The following is a 14,883-nucleotide window of genomic DNA, read 5'->3' on the forward strand; positions in this document are numbered from 1 at the left end:
CGATGTCCTTCTGGGAAAAACTGCTGAACGCCATTGGCAATACCGCGGGCAACGTGCTCTCCGCGGTTGTCGAGGCCGTGCGGACGGTTTTCGAAGGCGATCCGGAGACGCGCCGGAAGGTGGCTTTCTCTGTGGCGGTGATCGCGCTTTCCGCCAAGATGGCGAAAGCCGACGGCATCGTCAGCGAGAAGGAAGTCCAGGCTTTCCGCGACATCTTCGAATTTCCGCAGGATCAGGCGAAGAATGTCGCCCGTCTCTATAATCTGGCGCGTCAGGACGTGGCCGGTTACGAGGCCTATGCCGAGAAGCTGTCTTCGCTCTGCGTCACATGCGCGGCCAACTGCCCGGTGCTGGAAGATGTGCTCGATGGTCTCTTCCACATCGCCAAGGCTGACGGGCTGATCCATGAGAAGGAAATGAACTTCCTTCGCCACATCGCCGAAATCTTCCAGATGAGCGAGCAGCGCTTCGAGCAGATCGCCGCTCGTCATGTCTCGATCGGCCGTGACCCCTATAAGGTTCTCGGTGTTTCCTCGGCCGATGATTTCCCGACGATCCGCCGCCGTTATCTGGCGCTGGTCAGCGAAAACCATCCTGACCGGCTGGTGTCGCGCGGTGTGCCAGAAGAGTTTCATGCCATCGCCAACGAGCGGATGGCAGCCCTCAACGACGCCTATGCGGCGATCGAAAAGGAACGCCGGGCAGCATGACCTCCTTCGAGGCCGATTACCGAAAGGCCACTGTCAAGCCATCGCCGAACCATGGCGAACGTGCGGATGGACGCAAGCCGGATATCATTCTTCTCCATTATACGGGCATGTCGACGCCAGACTCGGCTCTCGACTGGCTCTGTCGCGAGGAAAGCCAGGTCTCGTCGCACTACTTCGTGCACGAGAATGGCGAGGTCGTGCAGATGGTGCCGGAGACGCGCCGTGCCTGGCATGCGGGCAAGAGCAGCTGGCACGGCCAGGACGACGTAAATTCGGCGTCGATCGGCATCGAAATCGCCAATGCCGGCCATCCCGGCGGGCTGCCCGAATTCCCGAAAGAGCAGATTGCGGCAGTGATCGAACTGTGTCGGGATTGTGGCGAACGTTGGTCCATCGTGCCCGAAAGGGTGCTCGGGCATTCCGATGTGGCACCGGTCCGCAAGGTCGATCCGGGCGAGAGATTCCCCTGGGGAGAGCTGCATAAAGCAGGGGTCGGGCACTGGGTCGAACCGGCGCCGATCACCGGCGGGCGGTTCTTTCAGCGAGGCGACCGGGGGCAGCCGATCGAGGCACTGCAATCGATGCTGTCGCTTTATGGTTACGGCACGGAAATCACGGGTGAATTCTCCGACAAGATGGCCGGCGAACTGGAGGCTTTCCAGCGTCATTTCCGCCCTGAGCGGGTGGATGGGATAGCCGATTTCTCGACGATCGACACGCTGCATCGCCTGCTTGCCGCGCTGCCCTACTATTCCTAAGCGGCGTGCCGGTGCCTTCACCGGCGAATTTGCTGATTCACACTTGAATTGTGCAGTGCCACATCATTTCCCTATTATCTCCTCATTGCGATGGTCTAACCCCTGCCGCTGAACAGCGTCCGCCGCCTTGGGTATAGTGTAGCGGAAGGGCGCCAACTGAAACGATAAGAATTGCTGCGGCACGCAGTCATTCCTTGGCTGCGTGTTACCGTGTGACGGCGAGGCGCGCAGTCCGGCAATTCTTTGGGTCGGAGTGTCAAGACTACATGAGAAATGCGATTATTGGTGCTGCGGCATGCGTGGGCGTGCTGCTGGCAGGGTATAACTGTGCCTTCGCAGGCGAAGCAGATAATAAAACTGATAAGACTGAGACCGTTAAATTCAAGACCGTCGATCGTGGTAGCGGCTACGCCATGCCAGACTTTGCGACCAACAAATATTCGGTGCTGATCGCAAAATACGCAAAGCAGTACGATGTCCCCGTAGCGTTGGCATCCGCCGTGGTGCGGGTTGAAAGCAACTTCAATCCGAATGCCCGCGGCAGCGCAGGCGAAGTCGGCCTGATGCAGATCAAGCCGGCAACCGCACGGATGATGGGCTATGCCGGTACAAAGAAGGGTCTCTTCGATCCCGAGACCAACATCAAATACGGCATGAAGTATCTCTCCATGGCGCATGAACTCGGCGGCGGCGAAACCTGCGGCACGATCCTGAAATACAATGCCGGTCATGCCGCCAAGCGCATGAACCCGGTCTCCAAGGCCTATTGCGGCAAGGTTCTGGCGCTTCTCTAAGGGCGCCCGTAACCTGTTGATGCGGAATCCCTTTCCGCCTGCACTTCAGAAAATGATTCAACCTGCCGGCCTGAGTGTCTGACGTCGCGAAGCGAGGTGAGGCATGGCCGGGTTGAAGACGGTTCAGCCACCTTGCCGCTCACCTTGCAGGCGGCTATCCCTATCCCCGAATTTTCTGGAATCGTATTCCGGCAGGCAGGGAAGGCAGCGATGGCAGCAGATTTCAAATATATCGTCGTCGGCCGGGGCATGATGGGTGCGGCTGCGGCCAAGCATCTTGCGATGCAGGCGGATGGTGTGGCTGTCATCGGCCCCGACGAACCGGAGAATCGCAAGGCGCATCAAGGCGTCTTTGCCAGCCATTACGACGAGGGCCGCATCACCCGCACGGTCGATCCGGACCGGGACTGGGCGCTTCTCGCCAACCGCTCGATCGCTCGTTACGCCGAGATTGCTTCAGAGAGCGGTGTAGATTTCTATACCGAAGCAGGCTGTGTCGTGGTCGCTCCCGCCGGTGGTGATTATGTCGGCGATACCAGGGCGGCGGCGGATTCGCTCAAAGTCGATGTCCAGACGCTGGATGCTGCAGCGCTCGCGCAGACCTTTCCGTATTTCTCGCTGCCGCAGGGCTGCGAGGGTGTCTTCCAGGCAAAGGATGCTGGCTATATCAGCCCGCGCCGGCTGGTGAAGGCGCAGTCGATCATCGCTGAAAAACGTGGTGCCACCGTGATCCGTGACTATGTCACGGCGATCCGGGAGCGGGGCGATACGGTCGCCGTAATCACCGCATCAGGCGAGACCATCACGGCCGAAAAAGTCCTGCTCGCCGCAGGCGGTTTTTCTATCAGCGAGAATCTCTTGGCCGAAACCGTTGACATGTCGGTTTACGGGCGGACGGTGACGCTGTTCGAAGTCAGCGAGGAGCAGGCAGCAGCTTTTGCCGGCATGCCGTCGCTCATTCTGGATGCGCCTGGTATCGACATCTACTTGCTGCCGCCGATCCGCTACCCTGATGGCAAGCTCTACCTGAAGATCGGTGGCGACCCTGATGATTATCAGCTGAAGACCAATGCCGAGCTGCGGGCGTGGTTTCGCACGGATGGCAGGCCGCGAGCGCGCGATCACCTGATGCTGATTACCAGACGTCTGATTCCGGAACTGACGCCGCTTTCGGTTTCCACGACCTCCTGCGTGGTGTCGAAGACATCCAGCAAGCATCCGATGATCGGCCTCACCTCGTCGCCCAATATTGCCGTCCTGACCGGTTGCGCCGGGACCTCGGCAAAGAGCTCGGACGAGATCGGTCGGCTCGGGGCGGAGCTGTTGCTGACCGGCCAGATTGCTCCCCAAGGCTATCGGACGGATTTCAAACCGTCTTTCCGGTAACCTGCACCGATATTTGCTGTGGCAATTCGCTGACGGCTCCGCTAAGGGAGCGCTGCCAGTTGGCCGGGCAGCCGCGCTTTACAATGCCGAAAGGTGGTAAGGTGAGGAAAGTCCGGGCTCCACGGAAATACGGTGCCGGATAACGTCCGGCGAGGGCGACCTCAGGGAAAGTGCCACAGAAAGCAAACCGCCTGCGCCTGCGCAGGTAAGGGTGAAAGGGTGGGGTAAGAGCCCACCGCGTCTCCGGCAACGGCGATGGCAAGGTAAACCCCACCGGGAGCAAGACCGAATAGGGATGACGTGGTTGGCGCAAGCCTTCCGGCCGGTTTCCAGGCCAGTCATCCGGGTGGGTTGCGAGAGGCGGCGTGCAAACGCCGTCCCAGAGGAATGGCTGCCACGTTCCGGGTCAAACCGGAGCCATACAGAACCCGGCTTACAGGCCAACTGGCGATTACACTTTCTGTCTCTCAGCACATTCGGCGTAAAAGCCGAAGGTGTTGTTATCGCGTGATTTTCGCGGAGCGAAATCGGGCCTCCAGTCTATATTTCCATTTTCTTACGGATGCTTTTCCGGGTGCCGGAAAATGCCGATCCTAACCCTTTGTTAAACTTAACAGCTTATAAATTTTCGATACTGCGCTCATCGCGAGAAGGGCGTTTCCCATTGACGCCCATATGGTCCCATGGTATCCCATAAGAGCACTGCACAAGGGCAATCATCTGCCCATCAATCGCAAAGCCAAGGCGCCTTCCGCTCCGGAAGCGTCGGATGGAATTCCATTCATCCGGCTAGCGAAGCTGTGTCTGATTTTGGGAGTTTTGGGCGCGTTGTTTTTGTCCGGGCTCTTTCGGGAACGGATGTTTCGTGTCATGAGCCGCTTCCTCTCAAATGCGACCAACAGGATCGATTCCAAGGGCAGGGTTTCCGTGCCGGCGGTGTTTCGTTCCGTGCTGGCGCAGCGCAATATCCAGGAGCTGTATTGCTTCCAGGATTTTGTGTTTCCGGCGATCAGCGTCGGCGGTCCGGATCTTCTCGAAAGGTTCGAGCGGCAGATTGCTGCGGAGGATCCGTTTTCGCCGGTTGCGAACGAGATGTCGCTTCTCATTCATGGGGGCGGGGTCTTCATGAAGCTCGACGCCGAGGGGCGTTTGATGGTCACGGATTTCATGCGGGATTTCACGGGGATCTCGGACGAAGTGACTTTCGTTGGTCGGGCAGATCATTTTCAGCTGTGGCAGCCGCAGGCATTTCAGGCGGCACAGCTTCAGGCACGAGGGGAGCGCGCGCTGGCGGGCAAGCGCTCCTGAACAAGCGAGGGCGCGGAATGGTGACGAATCCTGGCGGAGATTCTTCTGATGCCAGTGGCGGACCGGTTCGTCACATTCCGGTTCTTCTGCGCGAAGTCCTTGATGCGCTTGCACCTTCATCCGGCAAGATTGTTCTCGATGGCACGTTCGGGGCTGGCGGCTATACGTCGGCGATCCTTGCGGCTGGCGCCGATGTGATCGCGCTCGATCGCGACCCGACGGCAATCGCTGCCGGTCAGGCGTTGGTCGCGGAACATGCCGGTCATCTGCGGCTCGTTCATTCGCAATTTTCCCATCTTGCCGATCATGCGCCCGATGCCGGGCTCGACGGTGTCGTGCTCGATATCGGCGTCTCCTCGATGCAGATCGACGAGGCCGAGCGCGGCTTTTCGTTCTCGAAGAACGGCCCGCTCGATATGCGCATGTCGGCTGCCGGTGTCTCTGCTGCCGATGTCGTCAATCGCGCCAAGGTGGCCGAACTGATCCGTATCTTTCATTTCCTCGGCGAAGAAGATCAGGCGCCGCGCATCGCGCACGCGATCGAGAAGCGCCGTGCTGAGAAGCCGTTCGAGACGACCCGCGATCTCGCCGGTCTCATCGAGCTGGTGACGCCGCGCAAGATGAAGGACAAGATCCATCCGGCAACGCAGGTGTTCCAGGCGCTGCGCATCTTCGTCAACGACGAGCTTGGCGAACTGGCGCAGGCGCTGTTTGCCGCCGAGCGGGCGCTGAAGCCCGGGGGGCGGCTCGTCGTCGTCACTTTCCACTCGCTGGAAGACCGGATCGTCAAGAAATTCTTCTCCGACCGCGCAGGCAAGGCCTCGGGCTCGCGTCACCTGCCGGTGGCGCATGAGCGCGCCGCGACCTTTACTGCAGTCGGGAAGTCTATGGTTGCTGCCAGTCAAGCGGAAGCCGAAGTGAATCCACGGGCACGTTCCGCCAAACTGCGCGCTGGGGAGCGCACATCGGCTCCGGCCGAAGCGGCGGACATGTCCATCTTCGGTCTGCCTAGTCTGGCCAGTCTCGGAAAACTTGGGGGTTGATGTGCTGAGAACGTTCGACTTCGTCTTGATCGGTGTGATGACGGCCGCGGCCGCCGTGACCTACACGATCAAGCATCGCGCCGAGCTGAAGCTCGAGGAGGTTCATCGCCTCGAGTCCGAGATCAAGCTCGAGAAGGATACGATCGAGCTGTTGAAGGCCGACTGGGCGCTGCAATCGCAGCCGAACCGGCTGGAGCGCCTCGTCAACACCTATAATGACGAACTCAAGCTGCAGCCGACCGATTCCACCGCTCTCGTTCATGCCCGCGAATTGCCGATGCTGAAGGCGGAGGTTCCGGTTCCGGATGTGACGGAGGCCAAGGCGGACCAGAAGCATGCGACGGGTGCTGTGGCGTCCGCCGCAAAGCCTGCCGCCGGTGCCAAGGTTGCCGCAAAGGTAACGCCGAAGCCGGTGCCGCGGGTCGAAGAGCCTGAGGACGATACGGATCAGATCGCAACCGGATCGGTGGAGTAGGCCATGTCGTTTCTCTCCCGCATCATGGTGTTGAAGAGCCAGGCGCATTTCTCCTCCGGCGTCTATAACCGCTTCGGCGGCCCGTCGGGCAGCATTCCGCTCGAGGGCTCGCGCAAGAAGAAGGCCGGGCAGGCGAAAAGCCGGGTCGGTCTGCTGATCCTCTGCTTCACAGCGCTTTACGGCGTCATCGGTGGCCGTCTGGTCGAGTACGCGATGAAGGATCAGGAGATCGTTTCCTCGATCCTGCCGCCCGATCGTCTCATGGCCTCGCGTCCCGATATTCTCGACCGCAACGGCGAGGTGCTGGCCACCGACATTCGCACCGTCTCGCTGTTTGCCGAGCCGAACAAGATTGTCGACGTTGACGAAGCGATCGAGAAGCTGGCGACGGTGCTGCCGGATCTCGACGCCAAGGGCACCTACAAGAAACTGTCGGTAAAGACCTCGCACTTCGCCTGGCTGCGCCGTCAGCTGACGCCGAAGCAGCAGAGCCAGATCCTGGCGCTCGGCATTCCCGGCATCGGCTTCCGTCCGGAAAAGCGCCGCTTCTATCCGGGTGGCCCGACCGCTTCTCACATTCTCGGTTACGTCAACATCGACAACCGCGGCGTCTCCGGCATGGAGAAATATATCGACGACCAGGGGCTTGCCGATCTCGCCTCCGTCGGCATGACCAGCGACCAGCCGCTTGAGCCGGTGAAGCTGTCGATCGATATCCGTGTCCAGAACATCGTTCGCGATGTCGTCACCAGCGCCGTCACCAATTACGAAGCCAAGGGTGCCGGTGCCGTCGTTCTCGACATCCATACCGGCGAAGTACTCGGCATGGCCTCCGCGCCCGATTTCGATCCGAACAATCCGGAAGAGGGCGCCAAGGAAGGCTGGCTGAACCGCATGTCGAACGGCACGTTCGAGATGGGTTCGACCTTCAAGACCTTCTCGACAGCCATGGCGCTCGACAGCGGCAAGGTCAGCATCAATGACAGCTTCGATGCCAGCCGCCCGATCCGCATCGGCGGTTTCACCATCAACGACTTCCACGGCCAGCGCCGCTGGCTGACCGTGCCTGAAATCTTCGAATATTCGTCGAATATCGGTACGGCAAAGATGATCGATATCGTCGGCATGGAGATGCAGAAGGATTACCTGAAGCGCTTCGGCCTGCTGACGCGGATGAAGACCGAGCTTCCCGAAGTGAAGATGCCGAGCCAACCGAAGGTCTGGAAGAAGATCAACTCGATCACGATCTCCTTCGGCCACGGTGTCTCGACGACGCCGATGCAGACGGCGGTTGCCGGTGCCGCGCTCGTCAACGGCGGCAAGCTGATCGAGCCGACCTTCCTGCCGCGTACCCGCGAGCAGGCTGACGAAACCGCCGAAGTCGTCGTCAAGAAAAGCACCAGCGACGCGATCCGCTATCTCTTCAAGCTGAACGGCCTGAAGGGCTCGGGCCGTAACGCCGATGTGGCGGGCTTCAATGTCGGCGGCAAGACGGGAACGGCCGACAAGGTCGTCAACGGCCGCTACGCCCATAACCTCAATTTCAACGCCTTCCTGGCGGCCTTCCCGATCGACAATCCACGCTATGTGGTGCTGACCTTCTGCGACGAGCCGCATAACGGTGAAAAGGGCCAGAACATCGCGGCCTATACTGCCGCGCCGATGGTCAAGAACATTATCCGCCGCGCTGCCCCCATTCTCGGCGTCGAGCCGCAATTCGGCGAAGACGGATCGGCCTTGTTGGTGTCTTATTGAGTCTGAATGAATACGGCGCCGATTCGCGTGGGGTGAACGGCGCCAGAGAGAAAAGACGTTCGATGAAACTGCGGGACATTGCCGGAAGCGCATTTCCGGAAATCAAGGATCAACTCGACGGACCGGTGGGCACGCTGGAGATATCGGACCTCACGGCTGACAGCCGCAAGGCCGGACACGGCACGGCCTTCGTCGCCGTCGCCGGCACCAAAGCCGACGGTGCGAGCTTCATCGCCGATGCGGCGAAGAACGGTGCCGCCGTCGCCATCACCTCGCAGCCGGTCGAATCCTCCATTCCCGTTCTTGCCGTCAAGGAGCCGCGCCGCTTCCTGTCGCTCGCTGCCGCCAATTTCTATGGCAAGCAGCCTGCCACCATGGTTGCCGTGACGGGCACTGCGGGAAAGACTTCGGTCGCCTCCTTCACGCGCCAAATCTGGGCCCATGCCGGTCACCCGGCAGCGATGATCGGTACGACGGGCGTCGTCTCGCCCACGCGCAACGATTACGGTTCGCTGACCACGCCGGATCCGGTTTCGCTGCACAAGCTGCTGGCGGAACTTGCTGATGAAGGCGTCACCCATGCCTCGATGGAAGCCTCGAGCCACGGCCTCGACCAGAGCCGTCTCGACGGTGTGAAGCTTGCCGCCGCCGCTTTCACCAATCTCGGCCGCGATCACATGGATTATCATCCGACGATCGAGGATTACATGGCTGCCAAGATGCGGCTGTTCGATACGCTGCTGCCGAAGGGCGCACCGGCGATCATCTTCGCCGACGATGCCTGGTCGGCGCAGGCGATCAAGGCGGCAAGCGATGCCGGTCACGACGTCCGTACCGTCGGCCGCAAGGGCGATTACCTCACTCTGAAGCGCGTCGAGCATTTCCGTCACAAGCAGGTGGCCGAAGTGCATGTCGGCGGCGAAATCTTCGAGGTCGATATTCCGCTGGCGGGCGATTTCCAGATTGCCAATGCGCTGGTTGCCGCGGGTCTTGCGATGTCGACGGGCGTGCCGGCCAAGGTGGCGATGGCTGCTCTCGAAAAGCTGCAGGGCGCTTCCGGGCGTCTGGAGCTAGTCGGCCATACCCATGATGGCGCGCTCGCCTATGTCGATTACGCCCACAAGCCGGATGCGCTTGAAAACGTTCTGAATTCCGTCCGCCCGTTCACCACCGGCCGTGTCGTCGTGGTGTTCGGCTGCGGCGGCGACCGGGACAAGGGCAAGCGGCCGATCATGGGCGAGATCGCCTGCCGTCTGGCCGATGTGGTGATCGTCACCGACGACAATCCGCGCTCGGAAGACCCGGCGACGATCCGCGCCGAGATCATGGCGGCTGCGACCTGCGCCACCGAGATCGCCGACCGTTCGCTGGCGATCAGCAAGGCGGTGGCGATGCTGAAGGCTGGCGACACGCTGATCGTTGCGGGCAAGGGACATGAAGAGGGGCAGACCATCGGGAGTGTGACGCTGCCTTTCTCCGACCACGCCGAAGTGCGTGAAGCCTTGGAGGAGGCGAAACCTTGAACTGGCTTTGGACCACTGAAGACATGATCGCCGCCATGGCGGGGCGCCCGTTCGGGACGCTCCCCCAGGGCATCACCGGTATTTCCATCGACAGCCGCTCGATCCGCGCCGGCGAGGCCTTTTTCGCCATCAAGGGCGATCGCGTCGATGGTCACGACTTCGCCTCGATGGCGATGGCCAACGGTGCGTCTTTGCTTGTCGTCAGCGAAGCGCGGCTTGCCGGTCTCGGCCGTCTGACGGTGCCGATGATCATCGTCGAGGATGTGCTGGCGGCGCTCGAGCGTCTGGCCGTCGCATCGCGCCAGCGGTCGCGGGCGCAGATCATTGCCGTCACCGGTTCGGTCGGCAAGACGACGACCAAGGAAATGCTGCGCCATGTGCTGTCGCCATCGGGCAAGGTGCATGCGTCCGTCGCATCCTTCAACAATCACTGGGGCGTGCCGCTGACTTTGGCGCGCATGCCGCTCGATACGCATTTCGGCGTCTTCGAAGTCGGCATGAACCATCCCGGCGAAATCCGTCCGCTGGTGCAGATGATCCGCCCGCATGTCGCCGTCATCACCACGATCGCACCGGCGCATCTCGGCAACTTCAAAAGCATCAAGGAAATCGCCACCGCCAAGGCCGAGATCTACGAAGGTCTGGTGCCGGGAGGCCATGTCGTTCTCAACCGCGACAACGACCAGTATAATTTCCTGGAGCGCACGGCGCAGGCACTCGGCATCAGCAACATCCATTCCTTCGGCCAGCACGCCAAGGCCGAGTACCGTCTCGCCGAATTCAACGGCTCGGACGAGAGCTCGGCGCTGTGGCTGACGATCGATGGCGACACGCTGGAAGTGGCGATCGGCGCGCCTGGCCGCCACATTGCAGAAAACGCGCTTGCCGCCCTCGGCGTCGTGACGCTCGTCGGTGCCGATCTTGACAAGGCGATCGATGCGCTGGCGACCCTGCAGCCCGAAAAGGGCAGGGGGCAGCGCCACAAGCTGCGGCTCGGCGCGGGCAGCCTGACGCTGATCGACGAAAGCTACAATGCCAATCCGGCTTCTATGCGCGCGGCGATCGCGCTGCTCGCGGCTGCCGTACCCTCGGGCTACGGCCGCCGGATCGCCGTTCTCGGCGACATGCTGGAGATGGGCGAATTTGCCGAGCGCGTGCATGCCGATCTCGCCGGTCCGCTTCTTGCTGCTGGCATCGAGCATGTCTGGCTGGCAGGCAAGGATATGCAGGCGCTGAGGGAATCGCTTCCTGACAGCGTCGCCGTCGAGTATCGCGAGACGACGGCAGAACTCAAAGATTTTGTACTGAACTCGGTCGAGCCGGGCGATGTCTTGATGGTCAAATCGTCATTGGGGATAGGTTTCGGCAAGATCGTTGCCGCGCTCCTTGACAAGTTTGCGCCATTTGCGGACACGCAGCGCGAGATTTGACCGGGTAAACAAGGGGCCCTGAATGCTGATTTGGCTAGTCGAACTGTCGGAACATTTTAAATTTCTGAACCTGTTCAGATACATTACCTTCCGCACAGGGGCCTCCCTCTTTACCTCCGCGCTGATCGTCTTCCTGTTCGGGCCGGTGATCATCCGTTCGCTGCGCATCCGCCAGGGCAAGGGTCAGCCGATCCGTGCAGACGGGCCGCAGACGCATTTCAAGAAGGCCGGGACGCCGACCATGGGCGGTCTGATGATCCTGGCGGGTATCGTCGGGGCATCGCTGCTCTGGGCCGACCTTTCGAACGTCTATGTCGTGGCGACGCTGCTGGTGACGCTCGGCTTCGGCGCGATCGGCTTCTATGACGATTATCTCAAGGTGACGAAGCAGAGCGACAAGGGCTTTTCCGGCAAAGCGCGCCTCGGCATCGAATTCATCATCGCCGGTATCGCCGTCTATTTCATGATGCGCACGTCGCTGGCGTCAGGCCCTGCAGGCTCGACCTTCGGTTCGTCGGTCGCATTCCCCTTCTTCAAGGATTTCCTGATCAATCTCGGCATCATGTTCGTGGTGTTCGGCGGTTTCGTCATCGTGGCCGCCGGCAATGCCGTGAACCTGACGGATGGCCTGGACGGCCTGGCGATTGTGCCGGTGATGATCGCAGCCGCCTCCTTCGGCATCATCTCCTATCTTGCCGGTAACGCGGTGTTCGCGGGCTATCTGCAGATCAATTTCGTGCCGGGCACGGGTGAGCTTGCGGTCGTTCTCGGTGCCGTCATCGGCGCCGGTCTCGGCTTCCTCTGGTTCAACGCACCGCCCGCCGCAATCTTCATGGGCGACACCGGTTCGCTGGCGCTCGGCGGCACGATCGGCACCGTTGCCGTTGCCACCAAGCACGAGATCGTTATGGCGATCATCGGCGGTCTGTTCGTCATGGAAACGCTGTCTGTCATCATCCAGGTCGGTTTCTTCAAGATGACCGGACGGCGCGTCTTCCTGATGGCGCCGATCCACCACCATTTCGAAAAGAAGGGTTGGACGGAAAGCCAGGTGGTCATCCGTTTCTGGATCGTCGCGGTCGGCCTTGCCATGCTCGGCCTCTCGACCCTCAAGCTGCGGTAAGCGGACGATGATCCCGGTCACCACACTTGCTGGCAAAAAGGTCGCGCTCTTTGGGCTCGGCGGCTCCGGTCTTGCGACGGCGAGGGCGCTGGTCGCGGGCGGGGCCGATGTCATTGCCTGGGACGACAATCCTGACAGCGTTGCAAAAGCCGGCGCCGAGGGGATTGCCACCGCGGACCTGCGTAGCATCGACTGGGCGTCGCAATCGCTTTTCGTGCTCTCTCCCGGCGTGCCGCTGACCCATCCGAAGCCGCACTGGACCGTCGATCTGGCGCGTGGCGCCGGTGTCGACATCGTCGGAGACGTCGAGCTCTTCGTCCGCGAGCGCCGGGCGCATGCGCCGGATTGCCCGTTCATCGCCATCACCGGCACCAACGGCAAATCGACCACCACGGCGCTGATCGCCCATATCCTGAAGACCAGCGGCCGCGACACGCAGCTCGGCGGCAATATCGGTACGGCGGTGCTGACCCTCGATCCGCCGAAGGCGCAGCGTTTCTACGTCGTCGAATGCTCGTCCTACCAGATCGATCTGGCACCGACGCTGAACCCGTCAGCCGGTATCCTGCTCAACCTGACGCCCGACCATCTCGATCGCCATGGAACGATGCAGCACTATGCCGACGTCAAGGAGCGGCTGGTGGCGGGCAGCGATACGGCGATCGTCGGTGTCGATGACAGCCATTGCGAAATGATTGCCGACCGCGTCGAGCGGGCCGGCACCAAGGTGGTGCGCATTTCGCGCCGCCATCCGCTGGCCGATGGCATCTATGCCGAGGGCACGAAACTCATTCACGCAACCAATGGCGCGGCGCTTCCGCTGGCCGATCTCGACGGCATCCAGACGCTGCGCGGCAGCCACAACGCGCAGAACGCCGCGGCTGCCGTCGCGGCCTGCCTTGCTGTCGGCGTCTCTGCCGATGAGATCCGTGCGGGGCTTGCCTCGTTCCCTGGGCTGAAGCATCGCATGCAGCCGGTCGGCAAGCGCGGCAATGCCGTCTTCGTCAACGATTCGAAGGCGACCAATGCGGATGCGGCGGCACCGGCACTGTCGAGCTACGACCGTATCTACTGGATTGCCGGCGGCCTGCCGAAGTCCGGCGGCATCACGACGCTTGCGCCGTTCTTTCCACGCATCGCCAAAGCCTATCTGATCGGCGAGGCGGCAGCGGAGTTTGCGGCAACGCTTGGCGAGGCGGTGCCCTACGAGATCTCGGGCACGCTGGAGCGCGCCGTCGCACATGCGGCTGCCGATGCGAAAAAAGATGAAACTGGGCCTGTCGCGGTGATGCTATCCCCGGCTTGCGCAAGCTTCGACCAATATAAGAACTTTGAAGTCAGGGGCGATGCATTTGTCAGCCATGTGGCAGCGCTCGACGGAATCACCATGCTGATCGGTTCGGCAACAGGAGATAAGTGACATGGTAAGCCGTGCGGAACGTGGGCCTTTGGCCGATTGGTTTTGGACCATCGACCGCTTTTTCTTGGCGATGTTCGTCTTCCTGATGGGCATCGGCTTCATGCTGTCGTTCGCCGCATCGCCCGCGGTGGCGGAGCGCATCGGGCTTGAACCCTTCCATTTCGTCAAGCGCCACGCGGCCTTCATGATCCCGTCGCTGATGGTCATGATCGGGCTTTCGTTCCTGACGCCGCGCCAGGTGAGGCGCACGGCGATCCTGCTTTTGATCGTCGCGATAGCGATGATGCTGCTGGCACTGTTCTTCGGCGTCGAGGTCAAGGGCTCCCGGCGCTGGGTGACGCTGGCCGGCATCTCGATCCAGCCGTCGGAATTCATGAAGCCTGCTTTCGTCGTCGTCTGCGCCTGGCTGTTTGCCGAGCATGCGCGCCAACCTGAAATTCCGGGCAATCTTTTCGCCATCATCCTGTTCGGCATGGTCGCCTCGCTGCTCGTGGCCCAGCCCGACCTTGGCCAGACGATCCTGACCACCGCCGTCTGGGGCGGCATGTTCTTCATGGCCGGCATGCCGTGGCTGTGGATCATCGTGCTCGGCGTCGGCGGGGCAGGCGGCCTCGTCTCGGCCTACTATGTCTTCCCGCACGTGGCGGGACGAATAGACAAGTTCATGACCGGCGAGGGCGACACGTTCCAGATCGATACCGCCCGCGAGGCGATCATTCGCGGCGACTGGTTCGGTCAGGGGCCGGGCGAGGGTATCGTCAAGCGCATCATCCCCGACGCCCATACCGACTTCATCTTCTCGGTTGCCGCCGAAGAGTTCGGCATCATCTTCTGCATCGCCCTTGTTGCGCTGTTCACGGCCCTTGTTTTGAGGGGCTTGTCGCACGCATATAAGGAGAAGAACGATTTCAACCGGTTTGCCGTTGCCGGCCTCGTGCTGCAGATGGGCATCCAGTCGATCATTAATATCGGCGTCAATCTCGAACTGCTGCCGGCAAAGGGCATGACGCTGCCGCTGATCTCCTACGGCGGTTCGTCGATGGTGGCGATCTGCGTCACTGCCGGTTTCATTCTCGCGCTGACGCGCCATCGCCCGGAAAAACGTGCACAGGATCGGAGCCTCTTCCGCGTGCCGCACGGAATGCCGGCGGAGTAAAA

Annotated in this window: 13 protein-coding genes and 1 other RNA gene; all 14 read left to right on the forward strand. The window is 61.3% G+C overall.

The annotated features are described in order from the left end of the window. Window positions 1-2 precede the first annotated feature (2 nt). The 14 genes from AC1DJO_RS01580 to ftsW all read left to right on the forward strand — a co-directional run bounded on the left by AC1DJO_RS01580 (window position 3) and on the right by ftsW (window position 14,881). A complete protein-coding gene (locus tag AC1DJO_RS01580; RefSeq protein WP_112386973.1) occupies window positions 3-710 on the forward strand; it encodes a J domain-containing protein in 708 nt (235 codons plus the stop codon). Further along, entirely contained in the window at window positions 707-1,468 is a 762-nt protein-coding gene (locus tag AC1DJO_RS01585) for an N-acetylmuramoyl-L-alanine amidase (RefSeq protein ID WP_477968627.1), read from the forward strand. Before AC1DJO_RS01580 ends, AC1DJO_RS01585 begins: the two co-directional genes overlap by 4 nt. A gap of 266 nt (window positions 1,469-1,734) precedes the next feature. After that, entirely contained in the window at window positions 1,735-2,262 is a 528-nt protein-coding gene (locus tag AC1DJO_RS01590; protein ID WP_112515871.1) for a lytic transglycosylase domain-containing protein, read from the forward strand. A 210-nt stretch (window positions 2,263-2,472) separates the two neighbouring features. Then, on the forward strand, window positions 2,473-3,648 hold the full coding sequence (locus tag AC1DJO_RS01595; protein ID WP_477968629.1) for an FAD-dependent oxidoreductase: 1,176 nt from the start codon (window positions 2,473-2,475) through the stop codon (window positions 3,646-3,648). 55 nt (window positions 3,649-3,703) lie between these two features. Beyond that, window positions 3,704-4,100, forward strand: an RNA gene (gene rnpB / locus AC1DJO_RS01600) — RNase P RNA component class A. A 418-nt stretch (window positions 4,101-4,518) separates the two neighbouring features. Next, entirely contained in the window at window positions 4,519-4,956 is a 438-nt protein-coding gene (mraZ, locus tag AC1DJO_RS01605) for a division/cell wall cluster transcriptional repressor MraZ (RefSeq protein WP_112386977.1), read from the forward strand. 17 nt (window positions 4,957-4,973) lie between these two features. Beyond that, window positions 4,974-5,999 (forward strand): 16S rRNA (cytosine(1402)-N(4))-methyltransferase RsmH, encoded by a 1,026-nt coding sequence (rsmH, locus tag AC1DJO_RS01610; RefSeq protein ID WP_477968631.1) that lies wholly within the window; start codon window positions 4,974-4,976, stop codon window positions 5,997-5,999. A 1-nt stretch (window position 6,000) separates the two neighbouring features. Continuing rightward, window positions 6,001-6,474, forward strand: a complete 474-nt coding sequence (ftsL, locus tag AC1DJO_RS01615) for a cell division protein FtsL (RefSeq protein ID WP_112443980.1) — start codon at window positions 6,001-6,003, stop codon at window positions 6,472-6,474. Window positions 6,475-6,477: 3 nt separating this feature from the next. Continuing rightward, entirely contained in the window at window positions 6,478-8,229 is a 1,752-nt protein-coding gene (locus AC1DJO_RS01620; protein WP_477968633.1) for a peptidoglycan D,D-transpeptidase FtsI family protein, read from the forward strand. Between the two features lie 62 nt (window positions 8,230-8,291). Further along, window positions 8,292-9,752 (forward strand): UDP-N-acetylmuramoyl-L-alanyl-D-glutamate--2,6-diaminopimelate ligase, encoded by a 1,461-nt coding sequence (locus AC1DJO_RS01625; protein WP_477968635.1) that lies wholly within the window; start codon window positions 8,292-8,294, stop codon window positions 9,750-9,752. Further along, window positions 9,749-11,182 (forward strand): UDP-N-acetylmuramoylalanyl-D-glutamyl-2,6-diaminopimelate--D-alanyl-D-alanine ligase, encoded by a 1,434-nt coding sequence (locus tag AC1DJO_RS01630; protein WP_477968637.1) that lies wholly within the window; start codon window positions 9,749-9,751, stop codon window positions 11,180-11,182. Before AC1DJO_RS01625 ends, AC1DJO_RS01630 begins: the two co-directional genes overlap by 4 nt. A 22-nt stretch (window positions 11,183-11,204) precedes the next feature. Further along, window positions 11,205-12,305 carry a phospho-N-acetylmuramoyl-pentapeptide-transferase gene (mraY, locus tag AC1DJO_RS01635; protein WP_112386983.1) on the forward strand — a complete coding sequence of 367 codons (1,101 nt, stop codon included), beginning with the start codon at window positions 11,205-11,207 and terminating at the stop codon, window positions 12,303-12,305. 7 nt (window positions 12,306-12,312) lie between these two features. Next, window positions 12,313-13,725 (forward strand): UDP-N-acetylmuramoyl-L-alanine--D-glutamate ligase, encoded by a 1,413-nt coding sequence (murD, locus tag AC1DJO_RS01640; RefSeq protein WP_477968639.1) that lies wholly within the window; start codon window positions 12,313-12,315, stop codon window positions 13,723-13,725. Between the two features lies 1 nt (window position 13,726). Continuing rightward, on the forward strand, window positions 13,727-14,881 hold the full coding sequence (gene ftsW / locus AC1DJO_RS01645) for a putative lipid II flippase FtsW (protein WP_112386985.1): 1,155 nt from the start codon (window positions 13,727-13,729) through the stop codon (window positions 14,879-14,881). Window positions 14,882-14,883: the final 2 nt, after the last annotated feature.

The sequence above is a fragment of the Rhizobium sp. 05N430 genome, from assembly GCF_056396985.1.

Excerpts from the sequence above, each read along its gene's own strand:
- AC1DJO_RS01580 (WP_112386973.1), top strand. The coding sequence starts at position 3 with ATGTCCTTCTGGGAAAAACTGCTGAACGCCATTGGCAATACCGCGGGC.
- AC1DJO_RS01585 (WP_477968627.1), top strand. The coding sequence starts at position 707 with ATGACCTCCTTCGAGGCCGATTACCGAAAGGCCACTGTCAAGCCATCG.
- AC1DJO_RS01590 (WP_112515871.1), top strand. The coding sequence starts at position 1,735 with ATGAGAAATGCGATTATTGGTGCTGCGGCATGCGTGGGCGTGCTGCTG.
- AC1DJO_RS01595 (WP_477968629.1), top strand. The coding sequence starts at position 2,473 with ATGGCAGCAGATTTCAAATATATCGTCGTCGGCCGGGGCATGATGGGT.
- mraZ (WP_112386977.1), top strand. The coding sequence starts at position 4,519 with ATGAGCCGCTTCCTCTCAAATGCGACCAACAGGATCGATTCCAAGGGC.
- rsmH (WP_477968631.1), top strand. The coding sequence starts at position 4,974 with ATGGTGACGAATCCTGGCGGAGATTCTTCTGATGCCAGTGGCGGACCG.
- AC1DJO_RS01620 (WP_477968633.1), top strand. The coding sequence starts at position 6,478 with ATGTCGTTTCTCTCCCGCATCATGGTGTTGAAGAGCCAGGCGCATTTC.
- AC1DJO_RS01625 (WP_477968635.1), top strand. The coding sequence starts at position 8,292 with ATGAAACTGCGGGACATTGCCGGAAGCGCATTTCCGGAAATCAAGGAT.
- mraY (WP_112386983.1), top strand. The coding sequence starts at position 11,205 with ATGCTGATTTGGCTAGTCGAACTGTCGGAACATTTTAAATTTCTGAAC.
- murD (WP_477968639.1), top strand. The coding sequence starts at position 12,313 with ATGATCCCGGTCACCACACTTGCTGGCAAAAAGGTCGCGCTCTTTGGG.
- ftsW (WP_112386985.1), top strand. The coding sequence starts at position 13,727 with ATGGTAAGCCGTGCGGAACGTGGGCCTTTGGCCGATTGGTTTTGGACC.